Origin of the sequence: Streptomyces sp. LHD-70 (assembly GCF_031157275.1) — a bacterium.
Taxonomy (GTDB): Bacteria; Actinomycetota; Actinomycetes; order Streptomycetales; family Streptomycetaceae; genus Streptomyces.
The window spans coordinates 25947-47442 of sequence record NZ_JAVIFW010000013.1; the positions used below are offsets into that span (position 1 = coordinate 25947).

Consider the following 21496-nt stretch of genomic DNA (forward strand, 5'->3'; position numbering starts at 1 on the left):
CGTCCACTCCGCAATACCGCGTTCACATGACGGACCGGTAACCACGCTCACAGGACAGCGCGGCACCGCAAACCCCTACATCGCGGGCGCGACCGCCCCCGCCCCGCCGGGCACGTCCCGGTACAGCCAGGCCCGCTCCACCGCACTCCACGTCGTGGACGTGACGACGTACAGCGCGGCGGCGAGCGGCACGACCGCCACGGTCACCAGCGTCATGAACGACATCAGCGGCATGAACTTCACCATCGCCCCCATACCGGGCACGCTCTGCCCCTCACCGCCCGGCGCGGGCAGCGGGTTGGCCGCCATCTGCTGCTTCGTACGCCGGTAGTTGAAGGTCGCCACGGCCGCGACGAGGACGAACAGCGCGACGTACACGAGACCGGCCGGGCCGAAGACGCCGCCGTCCGCGAGCGCGTCGTGCCAGCGGCCGTCGAGCGGCGCGGACAGCAGGCTGTGGCCGAGCAGCGCGTTGGGCTCGCCGCCCAGCTCGGCGGTGGAGAACAGGTGGTACATCAGGAAGAACGCGGGCAGCTGCAGCAGGCTCGGCAGGCAGCCGGAGAGCGGCGACACCTGCTCCTTGGCGTGCAGCTCCATGATCGCCTTCTGCATGCGCTCCGGGTTCTTGGCGTGCTTCTTGCGCAGCTCGGCCACCTGCGGAGCGAGCTTGGCCCGCGCCTTCTGCCCGCGCGCGGCCGCCCGCGACAGCGGATGGACGGCGAGCCGTACGGCCATGGTGAACAGGACGATCGCCGCCGCGGTCGCGGAGGCGTGGAACAGGGGCTGGAGCAGGTCGGCGAGGCGCGCGACCAGGTCGGCGAAGCCGCTGAAGACGTCGGACATGGGTGAGGAGCCCTCCGGGGGTCTCGTCTGTGCCGGAGACCGGAAAACCGGTCAGGAAAGGTCGGCATGACGGCCCGCGAGGGGTCGGGTTCGTTCTACGAAGGGTTCCCCTACGCGGCCGTCGGGACGAGGCGTCCCGGGGCTCGGGGACGGGTGCGCCCGGAGGCGTCGGGGTCACGCTGCGGCAGGAACGCGGTTCTCTGCTCCCGGTCGCGGATCGCCGTCCGCACCCGGGCGGGCGCCACGGCGGGCGCGACCCGCGCCGACAGGACCGTGCACACGGTGAGCGCGGAGCCGGCCGCGGCGGTGGCGGCGAGCGCGACAGCGGCGGAGAGGCTGCCGGTGTCGACGAGCAGCACCTGCACGACGAGGACGAGCAGCGCGAGGAGCGTGCCCACGGGCCGCGGGGCCTTGAAGCCGTCGGTCACGGGGCGCACTCCTCTCCGGTCAGGTTCTCCGTCGATGCTCGATGCTTGATGCTCGACGCTCGATGCTCGACGTTCGAGTTCGAGTTCGACGTTCGATGCTACTGGTACTCACGCAGAACCGGCCCGAGAAGTTCCCGAGGTCACCACCGGCGTACCCGGATCCGAGGCCAGCACCTCCGCATCTGCCCGCCCGTCCACATCCGCCGCCCGCGCCCACGTCACCGCCAGGGCCACGGCGAGGTTCACGGCCAGGGCGACGAGCCCCGCGTTCACGCCGAACACCGGGTCGTTCCCGGTGAACACCAGCGCGCAGACGACGCCCACACCGACGGCGAGCCCGCTGACCGCACCGGCCAGGCTGAGCCGCCGCCACACCAGGCCGAGCAGCAGCATCGGCAGGAGCTGCGCCATCCCCTCGTAAGAGATGAGCGACAGCCGTACGAGGGTGTTGGGGGCCGCGTACGTGAGGATCAGCGCGAGGGTGCCCGCGATCACGACGACCGTCTGCGAGGCCGCCTTCTGCCGCGACTGGCTGTGCAGACGCGGTACGAGCGACAGCACGCTGCGCCCCCACATCGTGCCGATGACCAGCATGAACACCGCCATCGGCACGATCGACGAGAGCGCCGCGGCGACCCCGATGACCCCGACCGCCCACGCGGGCAGCGAATCGGTGACCAGCTTGAAGAGGGCCAGGTTGGAGTCCGCCCCGGTCAGCCCCGGCACCACGAAGAGCGCCGCCATGCCGAGCAGCATCGGCACGAAGAGCAGGACGTTGTACGCGGGCAGCCAGATGGCGTTGCGGCGCAGGGCGTCGGCGTTCCGGGCGCCGAGGTAGCCCGCCACGGTCGTCGGGAAGATCACCACGGTCAGGGCGTTGAGCAGCGAGGTGCTCGCGAACCAGGCCGTGCCGTACCCGCTGTCCCCAGCGCCCGGCAGGGTCAGCCAGTCCTGCTTCTCGGCGACGATCCGGTCGAGGAAGTCCCCGTACCCGTCGAAGTAGTGCAGCGGCACATAGATCGCGAGGAAGCCGAGCGTGCCGATCACCAGCACGTCCTTGAGCACGGACACCCAGGCGCTGCCGCGCAGACCGCTGACCACGACGAAGCCGGTGGTGACGGCGAAGGCCAGGAAATAGGCCCAGTTCAGGCTGATGGAGCCGTACGAGATCGTCGAGACCACGACGCCCATGCCGGTGATCTGCAGCTGGATGTACGGCAGCAGGAACACCGTCGCGAGCACGGCGACGACCGCGCCGAGCCAGGGCCTGCCGTACCGGTGGGCGATCATGTCGGTGATCCCGACGAGCCCGTGCTCACGCGCGTACGCCCACAGCATCGGGCCGACGACATAGCCGACGGCGTATCCGCAGGACATGTACGCGACGACGTAGAGCACCGGCGCCCCGAAGTTGTAGCCCCAGCCCGCCGCGCCGAGATAGCTGAAGCTGGTGTAGCTCTCACCGGCCATCAGCACCCAGATGAAGACGGCCCCGAGGCTCCGCCCGCCCACGGACCACTCGGCGAGCCCGCCCTGCCCGCCGCGCCCGCGCACGGCGAGCAGCCCGAGCGCGACGGTCAGCACCATGAAGACGGCGAAGATCGAGGTGGCGACGGCCCCGGCGCTCACCGCCCCGCCCTCGCCTTACGGTCGCCACGCCAGGTGAGCCAGGCGGCGACGGGGGTGAGCACGGTCGCGGCCAGCATCCAGGCGAAGAAGAACGGCAGCCCGAGCACGACGGGCTCCACCCGGTTCACGAACGGCAGCGCGCCGATGTAGAGCACGAACGGCACGAGAAGCCAGAGCAGATGGGGGCGGCGCGGGCGTCTGATCACGGACAGCGAGCCTAGCCCTTGGGCCTCGTCCGGCTCGTACGGAGGTGAGCTTCACCCGGCTTGTACGGAGGTGAGCTTCACCCGGCTCGACGGAGGTGAGGCTCACCCGGCTCGTACGGCCTTCAGCTTCCCCCACACCACGAGCCGGTACTTGGAGCTGAACTCCGGCGTACAGGTGGTCAGGGTGATGTAGTACCCGCGCTCCTCGTACCCGGCCCCCGCCCGCACCGCGCTGCGCGGCACCGGGTCGATGACGCCGCCGTCGCCCGGCAGGGTCTGCGGAAGGGTGCGGTCCACTTCGTAGGTGTAGGCCGCTCGTTCCGTCTTCACCTCGATCCGGTCGCCGGGCCGCAGCCGGTTCACGTACCGGAACGGCTCGCCGTGCGTGTTCCGGTGCCCGGCCACGGCGAAGTTCCCGGGCCGCCCCGGCTGCGCGGTCCGCGGGTAGTGCCCCACGTACCCCTTGTCGAGCACGCCCGCCTTGCCGACCCCCTCCGCGACGGGCACGCGCACGCCGAGCCGCGGGATGGAGAGGACGGCGTACGCCTGGTCCCACCGGGGTGGGGAGGGCTCGCGGGGGGCGGGGCGGTCGTCGGCGGGGGCGCTTTCCGGTCCGGTGGGCGTGGACTCGACGGTCCCGGTCTCCTCCTGCGGGCGGGAAGACCCCCACGCCTCCTCCAGGGCCTCGACCTTCTCCTCGGCGCCGTCGCGGGCCTGCCGGTTGGTCCACCACAGCTGATGTACGACGAGCAGCAGGAGCACGAGCCCCACGGTCACGGCGATCTCGCCCCCGCACCAGGCGGCCCGCGCGAGCCCCGACCGCCGGGCCCCCTGCACCACCACCGGAACCCGCTCCCGCAAGGCGCCTCCTCCCCGGCCTCGTCCTCGTCCTCGTCCTCGGAGGGCCGGAGGATAAGCCGTACGCCCACAACTCACCAGAGCCACACCGGCACAGGGCCTCTCAGGACGGAACCGAAACGGCCCTCCACCGATCCCGGACACGGCAGTACGGTGTCCCCCATGCGCCCCGAAACGGATCACACCGCCGAAGCCGAACGCCTGCTGCGTACTGCGGCGCAGTACCCGGAGGACGCCGAACAACTGCTCCTGCACGCCGCCGCGCACCTGGAGCTGTCCGGCGAACGCGAGCGGGCCACGACCCTCTACGACGACCTGCTCGCCGGCACGCCCAGGCACCCGTCCCTGATCCGCGCCCTGAAGGCGTCGAACCTCTGGGAGTACGGGCACGAGGCGGAGGCCCGCGCGATCATCGACGGCATCCGCACGACGGCCCCGCGCGAGCCGTCCCCCTGGGTGATCGCCGCGGAGGCCCTCGAATCCCACGACGAACTCCAGCAGGCGCACGAGGTGTTCACGGAGGCGGTCACCCTCCTGATCTCGGAGGCGGGCCCGACCCCGCCGGACACGCTTCCCCTCCTCCTGGGCCGCCACCGCGTCCGCCGCCTCCTGGCCCTGGAGCACGACACGTGGGACATCAGGGCCGACGAGTCCAGCACGGCCACGGTCCCCCTCGACGAGCTGCACGACCCGAAACGCCTCTGGTCCCTCGGCTCCGAGGACCCCACGGAACTCCGCGCCGAGATCGCCCGCCTCCGCGCCGAACTGGGCACGTACCGCGCAGCCCTCTCCCGCCCGTTCCCGGTGGCGGTCCTGCACTGGCCGAACACGGAACTGACCGAACTCCTCGCGGCGTACCCGTCGCTGGCCTCGGAGTACCCCTCCCACGAGGACCACCTGACGACCATAGAGTCCTCCCTCCGCGAACTCTCCGCCTCCGGCACCCCCAACCTCGGCATCGTCACAGCCACGGTCCCGTCCTACGAGGCCTTCGCCGCCTCAGAGGCCTCATCCCCGGAGGACACCTCACTGCTCCCGCAGTACGCGACGACGCTCGCCGCACGGGGACGGGCTGTGGGGTGGCCGCCTGAGGGGGGGTGTTGGTGTGGGTCGGGGGTTTCTTATGGGGGGTGTCATGGGGGGTGAGTGTGGCGTCCCCCTGATGCGTACTGCCGGGGAGCTCGTGTGATTCGCGCAGTCGTCTTCGACGTCGGTGAGTGCCTGGTGGACGAGACCCGTGAGTACGGGACCTGGGCGGACTGGCTAGGGGTACCTCGGCACACCTTCGCGGCCATGTTCGGAGCGGTGATCGCGCAGGGACGGGACTACCGCGAGACATTTCAGGTGTTCCGGCCGGGCTTCGACCTGACCGAGGAGCGGGAGAAGCGGGCCGAGGCGGGCAAGCCCGAGTGGTTCGGGGAGGACGACCTGTACTCAGACGTGCGCCCGGCGCTGACGGCATTGCGCGAGGCCGGGCTCTGGGTGGGCATCGCCGGGAACCAGACCGTACGGGCGGGTGGCCTCCTCCGCGGCCTCGACCTGCCCTCCGACCTGATCGCCACGAGCGACGACTGGGGTGCGTCGAAGCCGGATGTCACCTTCTTCGAGAAGGTCATCGAGGCGACACCGGCCGAACCGAGCGAGATCCTGTACGTCGGCGACCGGCTCGACAACGACATCCGCCCCGCCGTACAGGCCGGTCTCCTGACGGCACTGATCCGACGTGGCCCGTGGGGCACCATCCAGCAGCACGATCCGGACGCGGATGCGATCACGACGATGCGGATCGACTCGCTGGCCGAACTGCCTGAGAAAGTCGCCAAGTTCAACGCTGGAGAGCACTGACGATCACATCTCAGTGATGTCCCAGTGTGTCATCACGACGAACCCAGCCACTCTCCACAGGCGATCACCCAACACGGCCCAATCCCCGTACGCTGCCGATGACGAGCTGCATAGAGAGGGGCAAGACCGTGTCCTCAGACGCTACCCCCGACCCGTTCACGGAGCCGGTCGCATTCGGCCAGCGCATGCAGATCCTGCGGACCCGTCGCGGGATGAGCCGGTCTGTTTTGGCCGGTCTAGTAGGGAAATCTCCGAGCTGGGTCAAGCAAGTTGAGGGCGGACGGCTCCAGATGCCGAAGCTGCCCATGGTGTTGCGTATCGCGGAAGCCCTGCGCGTACGCGAGCTCGCGGAGCTGACCGGCGACCAGTCCTTGGCCGTTGACTTGTTCGTCGGCCCTGGACATGCCCGTCTCCCTCAAGTCCGCGACGCCATCAACACCTACCCCATGACTTCTCGGCGTGAGGCGCCGCCCCGTGCTCACCTTCGGGAGCGGCTCTCCCGCGCGTGGGGTGCTCGGCATTCCTCTCCCCACCATCGAGACGTCATCGGAGCCCTGCTGCCGGACCTGATCCATGACGCGCAACAAGCTGCGTGGCAGGCCGATTCTGCGGGCGACCGCCGAGCAGCCCAAGGCCTGCTGGCAGAGGTCTACAGCCTGAGCCAGTTCTTCCTCGCCTACCAGCCCGACTCATCGCTGCTGTGGCGCGTCGTCGAGCGCAGCCTGATCGCCGCGCAGGAATCCGAAGACCCGCACGCCCTGGGAGTTGCGGCCTGGTTGGCAACCCAGGCTCACCGCGATAGCGGGCACGGGCATTTCGACGCTGCAGACGCAGTGAACCTGGAGACTCTGCGCCACCTCGAGCCCCTGCTCCCGGAAGCCACCGACGACGTACTCGCGATTGCGGGCGCCCTGCAATTCGAGGCCGGATACACCGCAGCGCGTCGAGGCGATACGGGTACGGCATGGCGCTACTGGGACACAGCACGGGCGATGGCCGAGCGGCTGCCTGCCGACTACTTCCACCCCGTCACGTCGTTCTCGAGAGCCGTGATGGGTGCGCATGCCGTAACGGTCGCAGTTGAGTTGCACGCGGGTGGGGAAAGCGTCCGGCAAGCTGCGGCAGCGGACACGGCAACGATCCCTTCCCGCCCACGACGGGCCAGGCACCGAATCGAGGAAGCGCGCGGCTACCAACTAGACGGTCAGGCCGAGGCAGCGCTCGCGACCCTCGATAAAGCCTTTGAAGCAGCACCGGAGACGATTCGTTATAACGGTTATGCCCGCCGCATCGTCCTGGAAGAGGCTGACTCGAAGAGTCCAGCACAGCGGCGGAGGGCGAGCGAACTGGCCGTAAAGATCGGCCTCTTGGCGGCCTGAACGCGAGGGGCACAAACTGTGCCCCTTCTCCTTTCTCAGCGCCTCTACGGTCAGTCCGTACGCGACTGCCGAAGACCCCCGCGACCGTGCGACCGGTCCGGGGGCATGGCCAACCTGAGAAAGCAGGTCGACATGGCGCACTGTATCGCTCGGATCTTCGAAGTAGTGCTGTGCTGGTTACTTCCCGCACCCGGCCGTCATCGAGCTAGGCATGACGGACTCCCCTACGGCCCAACGCCCATCGGGCCTTGCTGCCCTCCACTTCCCGTACCAGCCCTGTCAGGCGAGGCGATCGGGCTGGTCCGGCCTTACTACGTGGCCCACGAGGTAAGGCGGGAGGCGCAACTTCAACGTAGTCGGCGACGAGTTCTTTGGTTCGCGGTGCACGGCATCGACCTTGGGCCTCGCCTGATCCACGGGGTTGAGGTGGGCGCATCATGACCGCATCAGGAACCCTCAGGCTGCTTCCGTGGGTCAACGACGACGGGAGGCCGTGTTACCTCGTAGGGGACGGAACCGGCTACCTGTCGCGAGTGGCGGACAACATCGAGGCTATGCAGCTCGGAATGGGATCGGATCTGCTCGGGCACGCGACTCATATGCTCGACGACCCGAATCTTCCGAACGGTGAACTCCGCTTCCTTGCATGCCGGTTGGCTGAGGCCCTGAGGGACGTGCTTCGAGTCGCCGAGAGCCGAGGCGCACGCCTCCCCGCAGTCGAAGATCCCGAGGACCTGGATCCCATCGCACCTGGTGACGGACCTGACCAGGCAGGCGACTCGGAACCGCCCTCCCCAACCGCCTGAGTAGCCACCCACACCAGGGCGAACTTCTGTCGCGCCACGCCCATTTCCAGCCCGGCGATGGGCGTGGCTGGAACACAACTGCCTCCGACCCTGTCAGCGACGCCTGTTAGAACTTGGCGTGACGATTCCTGGCACGAGGGAGCACACGTGGTGGATACGGGGGACGCGACTCAGCCGGTCGCAGGTGTCTACGAGAAGCTGGTCACCCACAGCTTGCAGAACGAGATAGAGCAGCTTGAAGCCGCCGGTTGGAAGGCCGTGGATGCGGAAGTCAGCCCTGAGTCATCACCTCATGTGTTGGCCCGGCACATCGCGGAAGCGGCCCGGCTGAGGCTTCTTCAACTGCCTCATGACAAGCGGCTGGAAGCGTCAAACAAGATCATGGAGTCGCTGGCGGTCGCCGCCCCGGACCCCGATGTGGATACGGCGGTCGGCCTCATCGCGGACGGCCCCCGACAGTTGCTGGCCCTGGCCCAACAGGAGGCCCCGGGGGTATACGCCATCCGTCCGGCAACACCTCTTTCTGAGACCGCGCTCATCACCAACGCCCCGGACGACCCGAGCCTGGGATCTGAACTGCGTGCGGAGCTGGCCACTGCGGACCGGGTCGACCTGCTTTGCGCCTTCGTGAAGTGGTATGGCATCCGTGTACTCGAAGTTGCGCTCCGCGATGCGAAAAGCCGCGGAGTTCCGATCCGAGTGATCACAACCACGTACATCGGCGCCACGGACCGGATCGCGCTCGACCGTCTTGTACGAGAGTTCGGTGCCAAGGTGAAGGTCAACTACGAGACCCGATCGACGCGACTGCACGCCAAGGCTTGGCTGTTCCGGCGTAAAAGCGGCTTCGACACTGCGTACGTCGGAAGCTCGAATCTCTCCAATGCGGCGCTGCTTGATGGCCTTGAGTGGAACGTGCGACTCTCCTCCGTTTCCACGCCCGACGTCATGCGAAAGTTTGAGGCCACGTTCGATGCCTACTGGGATGACCTGACGTTCGAGACGTATGACCCCGATGTCGACAGCAATCGGCTCGACGAGGCCCTACGCACCGCGGGCGGATCGTCAACGAGGTCGGACGCAACACGCAGGATCACTCTTTCTGGCCTCGAAGTGCGTCCCTACGCTCATCAGCGCGACATGCTGGAACGCCTTGAGGTTGAGCGGGAGATCCATAACCGGCACCGCAATCTCATGGTCGCTGCCACGGGGACAGGCAAGACGGTCATGGCGGCACTCGACTACAAACAACTACGAATGAAACATGGTCGCGATTTGCGACTGCTCTTCATCGCTCACCGTAAGGAAATCCTCCAGCAGTCGCTGCGCACGTACCAAGACGTACTGGTCGATGGGAACTTCGGCGAACAGCTACACAGCGGTGAAATCCCCGAACGCTGGAATCATGTGTTTGCCAGCGTGAATTCTCTCAATGCGCGCACCCTGGACCGATTGCCCCCTGATCACTTCGATGTGATCGTAATTGATGAGTTCCACCACGGCACCGCGCCGACCTACCAAAAGATCATGGATCATTTCCAGCCTGCGGAGCTACTCGGGCTCACCGCCACGCCTGAGCGCGCGGACGGTAAGAACATTCAAGACGAGTTCTTCGATGGTCACATCGCGGCAGAAATGCGACTCTGGGAAGCACTCGAGAACGACTTGCTCAGCCCATTCCACTATTTCGGAATCAGCGACAACACCGACCTGAGGAATGTGACTTGGAAACGTGGCCGATATGACGACGCGGAACTCGGCAACGTACTCACAGGAAATCTCACTCGCGCCCGACTCATCGTAAAGAAGGTGGAGGAAAAGGTCGCAATCCCGGGGTCCATGCGAGCTCTCGGGTTCTGCGTCTCTGTTGCACATGCCCACTTCATGGCGGATTATTTCCGAGCCGCCGGACTCAACGCTGTCGCCCTGTCTGGCGAGACACCAGTAGACCAGCGTCGGCGAGCGTTGGATGACCTCAAGACTGGCGACCTGCAAGTCATCTTCTCGGTGGACCTGTTCAACGAGGGTTTGGATATCCCCGATGTGGACACGTTGCTATTGCTCCGCCCCACGTCCAGTGCAACCGTGTTTCTTCAGCAACTCGGCCGCGGCCTACGCCGAACACCAACGAAGCCCGTACTAACGGTGCTTGATTTCATTGGGCAACACCGTAAAGAGTTCCGTTTCGAGAATCAGTTTCGAGCCCTGACCAGCCTTACTCGAAAGCGTCTCGTCGATCACATCGAAGCGGGCTTCCCCCAGCTTCCGGCCGGTTGTCAAATTCTACTCGAGGAGAAAGCCGAGCGCACCATCATCGAGAATATCAAGGCTCAGATCGGGGTTAACGTCACCGCCCTCTCCCGCGAAGTATCCGAATACGGCGAGGTGAAGTTGGATCGCTACCTGGAAGAAAGCGGGAGAGAACTTAAGGAGTTGTACCGCGGCAACGGAAACTCCTGGACAGGCCTACTGCGTCGGTCCGGCCTCCTCGAGGGTGGCGCCCCGGAAGGAGAAGCCGCGCTCCTCAAGCGGGTACCTGCCTTCCTGCATGTCGACGATCCGCTTCGTGTTGCCGCGTACTCCCGACTGCTCGAAGACAACGCCCCCTGTTACGCCGATCTTGATGAGCAAGGTCAGGCATACGCGCGGATGCTCTTCTTCCAACTCTGGCCACTCGGCGGTGTGACGCGTAAGGGCTTCACGTCCTATGACGCCGGATTCGCGACACTGCGTTATCAGCACGCGGTACGCAGCGAACTTCGACAAGTGCTCAAGTACAACCTTGCTCACACCGAACACGTTCCGGTCCCACTGCTCGGTGACCACGGGGGTGTTCCACTCACCGTGCACGCTTCATACAGCCGTGAGGAGATTCTCCCGGCACTTGGTCAATCTTATGTCGGCGGCTTTATGCCAGGCGACTTCCGCGAGGGCGTCAAGTGGTGCGAGTCGGCCAATACCGATGCACTCTTGATCACCAGAGAGAAGAACGAGAAGGATTTCTCCCCGCAGACTCGCTACCACGACTATGCACTAACAACGAAGCGGTTCCACTGGGAATCCCAGAATCAGACGTCCGAGTCCTCAGCAACTGGGCAGCGCTATCAGAATCACGCTACCAACGGCAGCCACGTTCTGCTCTTTATCCGTCGATACAAGAGCACAGACATTGGCGGCCCGCAGCCGTGGATGCTCCTCGGCCCTGCGACCTATGCGGGGCACACGGGCAGCAAGCCGATGGCCATCACTTGGGAGTTGAAGCACGAGATCCCGGCAGATGTCTGGCTGTACTCCGCCATCGCAGCAAGCTAGGGACCAAGTTCCGACATCAACCGTCGGGACGCATCCGGTGTAGGAAGTGGTTGGTCACGGCGGCTCAGCAAGCCGCCGTGACCCGTGGCACCACGTGACCGTGGCACCCAAACCAGCTTCAATTCACCGGCTGGTTGGGATCCCGGATGACCGCACCTGCTCTGTCAAGAAATTGAGACTTCAGCAGCGACACTTCGCTCTTCGCTTGCACCCATCCGTGCCATCGGCCGACGGTGTCACCTGCAGGGTGGGAGGCTGCACCCTGTGCCGCCATAAGCAACTCAGCGGCTTGTATGGTCCGTTCCGCTAGAACCTGGGCCTGCTGTATCACTTCAGTCGGCCCCCACAGGGCGAGTTGACTCGTCGTTGCCTCCACCGCCAGAAAGCGCTCAGCGATCTCTTCGCGCATCTCGAGGGAGAGATCCTCGCCTGTCCTTATGAGAGGGGCGGCTCGGGTCAGCGCAGACTCCAACGCGATGTGCGCCTCGACGAGCTTCGCGTAGTGCTGCTGTCGCTGCCCTCTCACCCACTGAAAGTGCTCCGCAGCCGCGTTGCCCGTGACTTGAGTCCTGGCTGCCTCAACTGCCCTCGCGCCACCCCGGGCTGCCCCCAAGAATGACAGAACTCCGCCCGCAACGGCCGCACTGACCCCAGACCCGAGCAAAGTAACCCAACTATCCATACTCTCCCCGTCCACCACGTATCTCTTTGCGCCAAGATTCCAAGTCAGCCTGCTGAACAGGCCGTTCAGCCCACGCTGCCTGATTAGCCTCGATGGCATGATCGCTGACATACCGACGTTCAAGCCGGGAGACGAGCTCACGCGTGAGGGCATCCGCGCCGAGCTGGGTGGCGGCTCACAGGGCGGCATCTGCCCATCGGCCACAACACCAACCGTCTCCTTGTACTCAGACACTAACGTCGGCGACCAGTACGGATACCACGACGGCTGGCTCCAGGAGCAGGACTCGCTCGGCCCCATCTTTGAGTACACAGGGGCAGGTACTCAGGGCGACCAGTCCTTCGACGGCCGATCAGGCAGCGGCAACGCGGCGATCCTTTACCACGTCGAACAGGAACGGACCATCCACCTCTTCATCGCCGTCGGAAAATTACCCAACAGCGATACCAAAATCCATCGCTATGTTGGACAGTTCAAGGTCGACAGCAAGCGCCCCTACTACGAAAGACCAGGTATCGGATCAGACCAGAATCCACGCAAGGTTATTGTCTTCCGGCTGCGCCCAATTGGAAATTTCTACAGAGGGTCAGCGGACTTCATTCCGGCAGCGAAGCAGACGAGGTTCGAGTTCGTCCGTGGCCACGCCACAAGGCCACTTGAGGTTCTTCGGCGCAAGATTCAGAAGAGCGGAAGAGCCCCCTCACCTGCCACTAATGTGGCCCTCCAGCGCGAGGAGTTGCGCGATGAGCTCGAGACCAAGCTCATGACGGAAGGCCAAGACATCGGTTTCGCTCAGGTGCGCATCAAGGGCATGACGGACACGTTTGTGAGCGGCATACTCAATCGCACCAACAACACACTCTACGAACCATCCGGCAGCACCACACGCGACGTACTTCGCGAAGCCCTCATGCAGCTGCTTGATTTCAGCCGCTATTTTCCCTCAACGCCGACACAGCCGCTGCGGCGCATGCTCCTTCTCCCGGGGCTTCCGGATGAAGACACACTGGGGCTTCTGGCTGAGCACAACGTGGGGATCATCTATCGCAACGGATCTGGCGGGTTCACCGAGGCGCCCGCCGTGCATGGCCAGCCGAATCCTGATGGCCACCTGACGCCGTGCTTCGATTGCCCGCACCGAGAGTCCGGCACGCCCCTCCACATCTAAGCCACAGCCGGATGCCCAGGCGAAAGAAGCACCACCACCCCGTTCCCCGCCCCCGGAAGAGGCGGAACCTCCCTCCACCCCAGGCGCCGATAGCTCGCCACCGCGTTCTTCGCAGCGCGGGACATCGGGACCCAGGCGCGGCCCGATGGGGCATCCGCGGTGAGTTCGGAGAGGAGGGTGCGGCCGAGGCCCTTGGGGCGGGCGTGGCGGCGGACGGCGAGTTCGTCCAACTCCAGGGCGCCGACGAGGAGTTCCTCGACCCGGGCCGCGCCCAGTTGGGAGACGATCTTCGCGTACGTCGGGGTGTCCGGGAGCGAGCGCGGGGTCAGCCAGGCGATCGCGAAGCCGTCGATGCCGGTGCGGGACTGGGAGAGGACCGCGCGGAAGCCGGGGCGCCCCGTGTCGCCGCGGAGGCGGTAGTGGAACCGCTGAATGGTTTCCTCATCCTCGTTCCACGGGGGTGCGGAGAACACCTCGGCGTAGGCGTCCACCAGGTCTTCGGCGAGGTCGAGGACGGTCGCTCCGTAACAGATCACCTGTGTGTCTCCCACTACTCTCCGGGGGCGGGTTCCGCTGTGTCCCAATCTAAGTCGTATCCGCTGTGTGTGATGGTGCGGGGTGGCTTGGGTGGGTACGGTAACGCCGTACGTGATCTTCAACTGGCCCTGGATCAACGGGAGATGGGGTAGAGACGAGCACTTCACCCCGGGCGGCCGTACACAGTCTCGAACCTCCGCTGACGGGAAGCGACTGCCTTCACTTTCCGGGCGTGTCGCCCCCGGAGGCCGCCGTCGGAGTAGGACCTGCGGCCTTCGGCCCGCCCCCCGGCCCCCGAAACGTCACCCGGTAGGCCCGGGGCGACACCCCGAGCACCGTCTGGAAGTGCTGGCGCAGGGACGCCGCCGTGCCGAAGCCCGACTCCGCGGCCACGCGGTCCACCGTGTGGTCGGTCTCCTCAAGGAACTGCCGGGCCCGCGCGAGGCGTTGCTTGCTCAGCCACTGCATCGGGGTCAGGCCCGTCTCCTCGCGGAAGCGGCGGCTGAACGTACGCACGCTCATCGCCTCGTGGTCCGCCAACTCCCGTAGCGTGAGGGGCTGTTCGAGCCGGTTCAGGGCCCAGGCGCGGGCCGCGGAGGTGGAGGACCCGCCGGGCTCCGCCACCGGCCGCGGGATGTACTGGGCCTGGCCGCCCTCGCGGTGCGGCGGGACGACCGTGCGGCGGGCGACGTCGGCGGCGACGGCCGCGCCGAAGTCGCAGCGGATCATGTGCAGGCACAGGTCGATGCCCGCGGCCTCGCCCGCCGAGGTCAGGACGCGGCCACCGCCGTCCCCGTACCGGCCGCCGTCCACGTAGAGCACCTCGGGCTCGACCCGGACCGCGGGGTACGTACGGGCGAAGTGGTCCGTGGACAGCCAGTGGGTGGTGGCGCTGCGGCCGTCGAGGAGGCCGTGGGCGGCGAGGACGAAGGCGCCGGTGCAGATCGAGGCGATGCGGGAGCCGGGCGGGATCCGGTCGAGGGCCGCGGTCAGCGCGGGCGGCAGGCCCTCGACGTACGACTCGTCCTCCTCGTGGGAGGCGGGAACCAGGACCGTGTCGGCCTCGGCGAGCGCCTGCGGGCCGTGGTCCGCGCGGATCGGGAAGTCGGCGTCGGTACGGATCATGCCGGGGGTGAGCGCGCAGGTCACCACGGAGTACAGCGGCTCGCCGTGCGCGGAGCGGGCCGAGCCGAACAGCTGGTGGACGAGGCCGAGCTCCATCGGCAGTACGCCGTGCCGGACGAGAACGGCCACCCGATGCGGCACCCGCCCGCCAGCAGGCACCCGCCCGCCAGCAGGCACCCGCCCACCGGAAGCCACCCGCCCACCGTAAGAAGACACCCTCACGCCCCGAACGCCCGCGACACCGTATAGATCGCCAGGCCCGCGAGCGAGCCGACGACTGTGCCGTTGATGCGGATGAACTGCAGGTCACGGCCGATGTGGGCCTCGATCTTCTTCGAGGTGTGCTCGGCGTCCCAGCCCGCGACGGTCTCGGTGATCAGGGAGGTGATCTCGGAGCGGTACGTGGTGACCACGTACACCGCCGCGTCCTCCACCCAGGCGTTCACCTTGCGCTGCAGCTCCGGGTCGGTGGCCAGGCGCTGCCCGAGGGAGAGCAGGGCCGCGCGCACCCGCAGGCGCAGCTCGCTGCGCTCGTCCTCGGCGGCGGAGACGATCATCGCGCGTACGGAGGACCAGGCGGAGGCGATCACGTCCTGGACCTCGCCGCGGCCGAGGACCTCGCTCTTGAGGCGTTCGACGCGGGCCCGGGTGTCGCTGTCGGACTGCAGGTCGGCGGCGAAGTCGGTGAGGAAGCGGTCGATGGCGCCGCGGGCCGGGTGCTCGGGCATGTCCCGCATCTCGGTGACGAAGCGGAGCAGTTCCTTGTAGACCCGCTCGCCCACCTTGCGGTCGACGAAGCGCGGCGTCCAACCGGGGGCGCCGCCCTCGACCGCGTCCATCACGGAGTCGGCGTGGGCGACCAGCCAGTCGTGCGCGCGGACGCAGACCAGGTCGACGACGCGGTGGTGGCCGCCGTCCGCGACGACGTTGTCGAGGGTCTTGCCGAGCCCGGGCGCGATCTCGACGGCGTCCGCGCGGCGGGTGATGGCCTCGCCGACGACGGCCTGGACGTCGGAGTCGCGCAGCACGGTGAGGGCGCCGCGGAGCGCGGTGGAGAGCTCGGCGGTGACGCGGTCGGCGTGCTCGGGTTCGGCGAGCCAGGCGCCGAGCCGGGAGCCGAGGCCGACGCCGCGCAGCCGGCGCCGTACGACGTCCTCGGAGAGGAAGTTCTCGCCGACGAACTCCCCGAGGGAGACGCCGAGCTGGTCCTTCTTGCTCGGGATGATCGCGGTGTGCGGGATGGGCAGGCCGAGCGGGCGTTTGAAGAGCGCGGTGACGGCGAACCAGTCAGCGAGCGCGCCGACCATACCCGCCTCGGCGGCCGCCGCGACGTACCCGGTCCAGCCGCCCGCGCCGGAGCTCTGCGCCCACTTGGCGAGGACGTAGACGAGGGCGACGAGGAGCAGAAGCCCGGTCGCCGTGACCTTCATGCGGCGCACGCCGCGGAACTTCTCCTCGTCGGCGGCGCTGTACGTGAAACCGCCACCCCGGGAATCATGGGCCCCGGAACCAGCAGCACCGGAACCAGCAGCCCCCGAACCAGCAGCCCCCGAACCAACGGCCCCCGAACCAGCAGCCCCGGAACCAGCGGTCCCCGAACCAGACGTGGCGGAACCGGGCGTGCCGGATGAGTGACCGTTCACCGGGGAATGCTCCCTCATGACTCGTTCACCCGATTCTTCCGCCTCTTCGGCTTTCTTGCGTTCCATCCGCTCCACCGTCCGACCGTCCCCGTGTTCCCCGGTCTCATTGTCCCGACGTTGCCTCTACGTGACCTACTCCTGGAACGAACCGCGAGTTCCCGGCGTCTTGTTGGAGCGGAGGGGGTGCCGTGCGCGCCCCCTCGGCCCATGTCGCAAAATGGGATAGTCGAACTGGAGCCCCGGGCTCCCCTGCCCGAGGAGAAAAAGGCCGCGTGACCAGGCGTAACGGTTATGCCCTAATGGCTGCGCTGGCGGCCGTCGTGGTGCTGGTCTCCGCGGCCATATACGTGGGCGTGTCCGGCGATGCCCGGGACGACGACCTGCGCGCCGGGCCGCGCCACCCGCAGGGCTCCGCCGCCCCCGCCTCCTCCGGCACCTGGGTCGGCACCTGGTCCAGCTCGCCCGCGGCCGCCGAGCCGCGCACCGAGGCCGGCTTCGCGGGCCGCTCCATCCGCAACGTCGTGCACACCAGCGTCGGCGGCAGCAGCGCCCGCATCACGCTCTCCAACCTGTACGGGCGTACGCCGCTGTCCATCACGCACGCCTCCATAGCCCTGGCGGCCGCGCCGAACAACCCCAGCGCGGCCGCCGGAACCCTGCGCCGCCTGTCCTTCGGCGGCAACCACTCGGTGGTCGTCAAGCCGGGCGGCCAGGTCGTCAGCGACCCGGTCAGGCTGCGCGTGCCGCACGACGCCGACCTGCTCGTGACGACCTTCTCGCCCACCCCGTCGGGCCCGGTGACGTACCACCCGCACGCCCGGCAGATCAGTTACGTGGCCGACGGCGACCGGGTCTCGGACCTGCGCGGCGACGCGTACACCCAGCAGAGCCCGTACTGGCGCTACCTCGCCGCCGTCGACGTGCTCAGCCGTGAGGCCGAGGGTGCCGTGGTCGTGCTCGGCGACTCGCTGACCGACGGTGTGAGCTCCACCATGGGCGCCAACGCCCGCTGGACGGACGTCCTTTCGGACCGGCTGCGCGACGAGCAGGGCGCGCCCCGCTACAGCGTCCTCAACCAGGGCATCAGCGGCAACCGCATCCTCTCCGACGGCCTCGGCCGCCCCGCCGACAACCCGAGCGGCCTCTCCCGCTTCGAGCGCGACGCGCTGTCCCGTACGGGCGTCAAGGCCGTCGTCATCGCCCTCGGCGTCAACGACATCCTGCGCAACCCGCAGCAGACCTCCTCCGAGGAAATCCTCGACGGCCTGAGGGAGTTGACCCGCCAGGCGCACGCACGCGGCCTGCGGGTGATCGGGGCGACGCTGATGCCGTTCGGCGGACACCGGGGCTACACCCCGGAGTTGGACGAGGTCCGCCGCCAGGTCAACGAGGAGATCCGGTCCGGGAAGGTGTTCGACGCGGTCGTGGACTTCGACCGCGCGCTCCGCGACCCGTACGCCCCGGAGCGGCTGCGCGAGCCGTACGACTCGGGGGATCACCTGCACCCGAGCGACGAGGGCTTCAAGAAGATGGCGTACGCGTTCAACCTGGCGTCGCTGCGGGGGTCGGTCCCGGCCGAGCTGTAGCCTCCCGCTTCCGGCAGACGGGCTACTTCTCCAGCCCCTTGCGCCGCTCCTTCTCCTCCTTGAGGCGCCGCTTCTCCGCCCGGGAAATCTTCCGCTTCACGCCCACCCCGCCCCAGAACGCGAACCCCGTGACGATCACGCGTGGGGCACCCGGCTCCGGCGGTTCGTCGCCGAGGCGCTCGTCGAAGCCGCCCATGACGCCGATGCCGCGCACCACGACCTCGACGCCCGGCGGCACGATCACATCGACGCCGCCCATGATCGCGACGCAGTTGACGACGACCTCCGGCGCCTCGAACTTCGCCTCGCGCAGGTCGACTTCACCGCCGCCGCAGAGCGCGAAGCAGTTGAAACGGCGCGGGACGGTCCACATCCCCTTGCGTGAGAAGCCCGACATGATCGCGACCCCGCCCGCCGAGGTCCCCGCACCGCCGATCCGCTCCGCCCACGCGCCCGACCCCGAGGCCTGCGCGGGCGCCGCGGCCGGTCCGGCGGGGTCGGGCAGATCGCGCGTCACGGGTTCGAGCTCGCCGTACGTACGCGCCTTGTACGTGGCGTCCAGGCGTTCCTGGAACTCCTCCATGTCGAGCCGGCCCTCCGCCACGGCCTCCCTCAGCCGCTCGGCCACCCGCTCCCGGTCCGTGTCCGAAGCCCGCAGCTCCGGCAACTCGTCGGTCATACGAATCAGCCTAGCGCGGAGCGGTCCGCGTACATCTGGGCAATGACGGCTTCGATGTCCGGCTCCCTGACCGACAGATCCACCACCGGGTACGCCGACGCCAGCTCCGTGACCAGCGGCGCCGCCGACGCCGAGGCCGGGAACGCCAGCCACTGCCGGGGCCCCTCCACCCGCACCACGCGGGCACCGGCGACACTCACCTCGGGCAGCTCGCGCTCGAAGTCGACGACGAGGGTGCGCTCGCTCTCGCCGATCTCGTGCAGCCCGGCCAGCGCCCCGTCGTACATCAGACGGCCGTGGTCGATGACCATCACGCGCTTGCAGAGCTGCTCGATGTCCTGCAGGTCGTGCGTCGTGAGCAGCACCGTCGTGCCCGACTCGGCGTTCAGATCGCGCAGGAAGCCGCGCACCTTCGCCTTGGAGATCACGTCGAGGCCGATGGTCGGCTCGTCCAGGTAGAGCACGTCCGGGTCGTGCAGCAGCGCCGCCGCGATATCGCCGCGCATCCGCTGCCCGAGGGAGAGTTGCCGTACCGGAACGTCCAACAGGGCGCCCAGATCGAGGAGTTCGACACAGCGGTCGAGGTTGGCGCGGAACCGGGCGTCGGGGATGCGGTACATGCGGTGCATCAGTCGGTACGAGTCGATCAGCGGCAGGTCCCACCAGAGCGTGGTGCGCTGCCCGAACACCACGCCGATCCGCCGGGCCAGGCGGGTGCGCTCACGGGCCGGTTCGATGCCCGCGACCCGCAGCCGGCCGCCGCTGGGGGTGAGGATGCCGGTGAGCATCTTGATGGTGGTGGACTTGCCCGCGCCGTTGGGCCCGATGTAGCCGACCATCTCGCCACGCGGCACGCTGAACGAGATCCCGTCCACGGCCCGCACCTCGCGCCGCTCACGCCGCAGAAACCCGGTCTTCCGGCGTACGTCGAAGACCTTCTCGACGCCGTCGAGCACGATGAAGTCATCCGCGAGGCCCGTAAGGTCCGAGTGATCCGTGTGATCCGTGAGGTTCGTGTGATCCGTGAGATCCGTGTGATCCGTGGGTTCCATCGGTTCAGCTCCCTGTACTGCGATACGAGCGAAGTCCCGCACGCCACGCGAGCCCCGCGAGAGCGCAGCAGGCGACGGCCACGAACGGCGGCAGGAACGCCAGCCAGGAGGGCAGCCCGATCGGGTTCTCCCGGTCGAGGATGTAGAGCGCGGGCAGCCAGTTCACGAAGGCGAGCGGCAGCACGAAGGTCACCCCGCGCACCAGCTCCTTCGCGAACACGGTCGGCGGGTACTGCAGCAGCGTATTGCCGCCGTACGTAAAGGAGTTGGACACCTCGGACGCGTCCTGCGCCAAGAACTGGAAGGCCCCGCCCGCCACAAGGACCGCCCCGAAGACGGCCGCCCCGCACACCAGCATCATCGGCACGAGCAGCACCTTCACCGGATCCCAGTCGACGTCCATCACGGCAAGGCCGTAACCGAGGACGAGCAGCCCCTGCGTGACCCGGCCGAGGCGGCGCAGCGCGAAACGGTCGGCGGCGACCTGCGCGAGAACCGGCGCGGGCCGCACCAGAAGCGTGTCCAGCGTGCCGTCACGCACCCGGGAACCCAGCCGCTGCACGGGCCCGAGCAGCAGCTCCGCCAGACCGAACGCGGTGCCCGTCGTGCCGTACAGGAAGGCGATCTCCCCGAGCGTGAACCCGCCCAGCGCGTCGACATGCGAGAACATCAGCAGGATCGCCACGAAGTCGAACGCCGTCACGGCGAAGTTCGCGCACAGCGTCAGCACGAACGAGGCACGGTAGGCCATCGTGGACCGCACCCACGCCCCCACGATCAGCCGGTACGCCACCACCCCGTCCCGCAACCGGCCCCGCTCCCGGACGAGTTCAGCCACCCTGGACCACCACCCTGCGCGTCGCGACGAGCTGAAGCAGCCGCCCGGCGCCGAGCAGCACCACGGCCCAGGCGGCCTGGAACGCGTACGCGCCGAGGAGCCCGTACCCGGTGCGCTTGCCGAGCAGGACGTCCGCGGGCACCTGCAGCAGCGCCGACCAGGGCAGGGCGCGGGCCAGCTCACCGAGGGCGCCGGGGAAGACGTTGAGCGGCAGCAGCATGCCCGAGAAGAACATCCCGGCGAGCGCGGCGATCTGCGTCACCCCCGCCCCGTCGAGCAGCCAGAACGCCGAGAGCGCCACCAGGTAGCGCAGCGCGAAGCTCACCACCAGCGCCAGCAGCACACTGCAGCCGAAGGCGAGCCACGTACCGGCCGCTGTGGGCAGCGCCAGCTCGAAAACCAGCGCACCGACCGCCACGGGTACCACCCCCCGCCCCAGCAGCTGGAACGCCGCCCGCCCCAAGTCCCCGGCCAGCCACCACAGTTGGAGATCGGCAGGCCGATACAGGTCGACCGCGATGTCGCCACTGCGAATCCGCTCGACCAACTCGTCCTCGAAACCGCCCCCAAGCAGCGAACAGGCCGCCAACATCGCCTGCCCCAGCCACACATACGTCACGGCCTCCGCCTGGTCGTAGCCCCCGAGGCCGGGCCGCTCGTCCCACAGGGCCACATAGGTGTAGGCCACGATCAGCCCGAACACGGTATTGGTGAAGACACCCGCCGCCGTCGCCGTCCGGTACGTCGCATAGCGCCGGAACCCCCCGGCCGCGACCGCCACGTACAACCGCACAGAACCCCCTCACCCGCGCCCCCGGCCAAAGCGCACGACCCTAGCCCCCGCACGCACAACCCCGCCACGGGTTTTCACCCGCGCGGC

The 21496-nt window shown here is 67.9% G+C and carries 20 protein-coding genes; 7 read left to right on the plus strand and 13 right to left on the minus strand.

Annotated features, from left to right (window positions below; translation table 11 throughout):
• Positions 1 to 75: 75 nt before the first annotated feature.
• The 5 genes from RCO28_RS24800 to RCO28_RS24820 form a co-directional block, all read right to left on the minus strand.
• Positions 76 to 843, minus strand: coding sequence for a YidC/Oxa1 family membrane protein insertase (locus tag RCO28_RS24800; protein ID WP_308943482.1), 768 nt, complete (start codon positions 841 to 843; stop codon positions 76 to 78).
• Between the two features lie 110 nt (positions 844 to 953).
• The gene (locus RCO28_RS24805; protein ID WP_308943483.1) at positions 954 to 1271 is read right to left on the minus strand and encodes a DUF6412 domain-containing protein; all 318 of its coding nucleotides are present in this window, start codon (positions 1269 to 1271) and stop codon (positions 954 to 956) included.
• 108 nt (positions 1272 to 1379) lie between these two features.
• Positions 1380 to 2858, minus strand: coding sequence for a sodium:solute symporter family protein (locus RCO28_RS24810; RefSeq protein WP_308943618.1), 1479 nt, complete (start codon positions 2856 to 2858; stop codon positions 1380 to 1382).
• 38 nt (positions 2859 to 2896) lie between these two features.
• Complete coding sequence (locus tag RCO28_RS24815; RefSeq protein ID WP_374991239.1) at positions 2897 to 3106, minus strand: DUF3311 domain-containing protein; 210 nt, start codon at positions 3104 to 3106, stop codon at positions 2897 to 2899.
• Positions 3107 to 3208: 102 nt separating this feature from the next.
• The gene (locus tag RCO28_RS24820; protein ID WP_374991240.1) at positions 3209 to 3967 is read right to left on the minus strand and encodes a class E sortase; all 759 of its coding nucleotides are present in this window, start codon (positions 3965 to 3967) and stop codon (positions 3209 to 3211) included.
• Between the two features lie 159 nt (positions 3968 to 4126).
• Here RCO28_RS24820 and RCO28_RS24825 point away from each other — a divergent pair, with 159 nt between their 5' ends.
• From RCO28_RS24825 to RCO28_RS24845, 5 genes are all read left to right on the plus strand, one after another.
• Complete coding sequence (locus tag RCO28_RS24825) at positions 4127 to 5110, plus strand: hypothetical protein (protein ID WP_308943484.1); 984 nt, start codon at positions 4127 to 4129, stop codon at positions 5108 to 5110.
• Between the two features lie 39 nt (positions 5111 to 5149).
• Positions 5150 to 5809, plus strand: a complete 660-nt coding sequence (locus RCO28_RS24830; RefSeq protein ID WP_308943485.1) for an HAD family hydrolase — start codon at positions 5150 to 5152, stop codon at positions 5807 to 5809.
• A 128-nt stretch (positions 5810 to 5937) separates the two neighbouring features.
• The gene (locus RCO28_RS24835) at positions 5938 to 7188 is read left to right on the plus strand and encodes a helix-turn-helix domain-containing protein (protein WP_308943486.1); all 1251 of its coding nucleotides are present in this window, start codon (positions 5938 to 5940) and stop codon (positions 7186 to 7188) included.
• Between the two features lie 437 nt (positions 7189 to 7625).
• On the plus strand, positions 7626 to 7994 hold the full coding sequence (locus RCO28_RS24840) for a hypothetical protein (RefSeq protein ID WP_308943487.1): 369 nt from the start codon (positions 7626 to 7628) through the stop codon (positions 7992 to 7994).
• A 147-nt stretch (positions 7995 to 8141) separates the two neighbouring features.
• Complete coding sequence (locus tag RCO28_RS24845) at positions 8142 to 11306, plus strand: DUF3427 domain-containing protein (RefSeq protein WP_308943488.1); 3165 nt, start codon at positions 8142 to 8144, stop codon at positions 11304 to 11306.
• A gap of 118 nt (positions 11307 to 11424) precedes the next feature.
• On the opposite strand, the gene RCO28_RS24850 is transcribed toward RCO28_RS24845, so the two are convergent.
• A complete protein-coding gene (locus RCO28_RS24850; protein WP_308943489.1) occupies positions 11425 to 12099 on the minus strand; it encodes a hypothetical protein in 675 nt (224 codons plus the stop codon).
• Here RCO28_RS24850 and RCO28_RS24855 point away from each other — a divergent pair.
• Positions 12086 to 13156, plus strand: coding sequence for a hypothetical protein (locus tag RCO28_RS24855; RefSeq protein WP_308943490.1), 1071 nt, complete (start codon positions 12086 to 12088; stop codon positions 13154 to 13156). The genes RCO28_RS24850 and RCO28_RS24855 overlap by 14 nt on opposite strands.
• On the opposite strand, the gene RCO28_RS24860 is transcribed toward RCO28_RS24855, so the two are convergent.
• From RCO28_RS24860 to RCO28_RS24870, 3 genes are all read right to left on the minus strand, one after another.
• A complete protein-coding gene (locus tag RCO28_RS24860; RefSeq protein WP_308943491.1) occupies positions 13153 to 13707 on the minus strand; it encodes an acetyl-CoA sensor PanZ family protein in 555 nt (184 codons plus the stop codon). The genes RCO28_RS24855 and RCO28_RS24860 overlap by 4 nt on opposite strands.
• 205 nt (positions 13708 to 13912) lie before the next feature.
• The gene (locus RCO28_RS24865; protein WP_374991241.1) at positions 13913 to 14947 is read right to left on the minus strand and encodes a GlxA family transcriptional regulator; all 1035 of its coding nucleotides are present in this window, start codon (positions 14945 to 14947) and stop codon (positions 13913 to 13915) included.
• A gap of 89 nt (positions 14948 to 15036) precedes the next feature.
• The gene (locus RCO28_RS24870) at positions 15037 to 16248 is read right to left on the minus strand and encodes a DUF445 domain-containing protein (RefSeq protein ID WP_308943622.1); all 1212 of its coding nucleotides are present in this window, start codon (positions 16246 to 16248) and stop codon (positions 15037 to 15039) included.
• A 485-nt stretch (positions 16249 to 16733) separates the two neighbouring features.
• Here RCO28_RS24870 and RCO28_RS24875 point away from each other — a divergent pair, with 485 nt between their 5' ends.
• Positions 16734 to 18047 (plus strand): SGNH/GDSL hydrolase family protein, encoded by a 1314-nt coding sequence (locus RCO28_RS24875; RefSeq protein ID WP_308943492.1) that lies wholly within the window; start codon positions 16734 to 16736, stop codon positions 18045 to 18047.
• Between the two features lie 22 nt (positions 18048 to 18069).
• On the opposite strand, the gene RCO28_RS24880 is transcribed toward RCO28_RS24875, so the two are convergent.
• The 4 genes from RCO28_RS24880 to RCO28_RS24895 are packed head-to-tail and all read right to left on the minus strand — an operon-like array spanning position 18070 to position 21409.
• Positions 18070 to 18726, minus strand: coding sequence for a DUF1707 domain-containing protein (locus tag RCO28_RS24880; RefSeq protein WP_308943493.1), 657 nt, complete (start codon positions 18724 to 18726; stop codon positions 18070 to 18072).
• A 5-nt stretch (positions 18727 to 18731) separates the two neighbouring features.
• Entirely contained in the window at positions 18732 to 19778 is a 1047-nt protein-coding gene (locus tag RCO28_RS24885; protein ID WP_308943494.1) for an ATP-binding cassette domain-containing protein, read from the minus strand.
• Between the two features lie 4 nt (positions 19779 to 19782).
• Positions 19783 to 20616 carry an ABC transporter permease gene (locus tag RCO28_RS24890; protein WP_308943495.1) on the minus strand — a complete coding sequence of 278 codons (834 nt, stop codon included), beginning with the start codon at positions 20614 to 20616 and terminating at the stop codon, positions 19783 to 19785.
• On the minus strand, positions 20609 to 21409 hold the full coding sequence (locus RCO28_RS24895; protein ID WP_308943496.1) for an ABC-2 family transporter protein: 801 nt from the start codon (positions 21407 to 21409) through the stop codon (positions 20609 to 20611). Before RCO28_RS24895 ends, RCO28_RS24890 begins: the two co-directional genes overlap by 8 nt.
• Between the last annotated feature and the right edge of the window lie 87 nt (positions 21410 to 21496).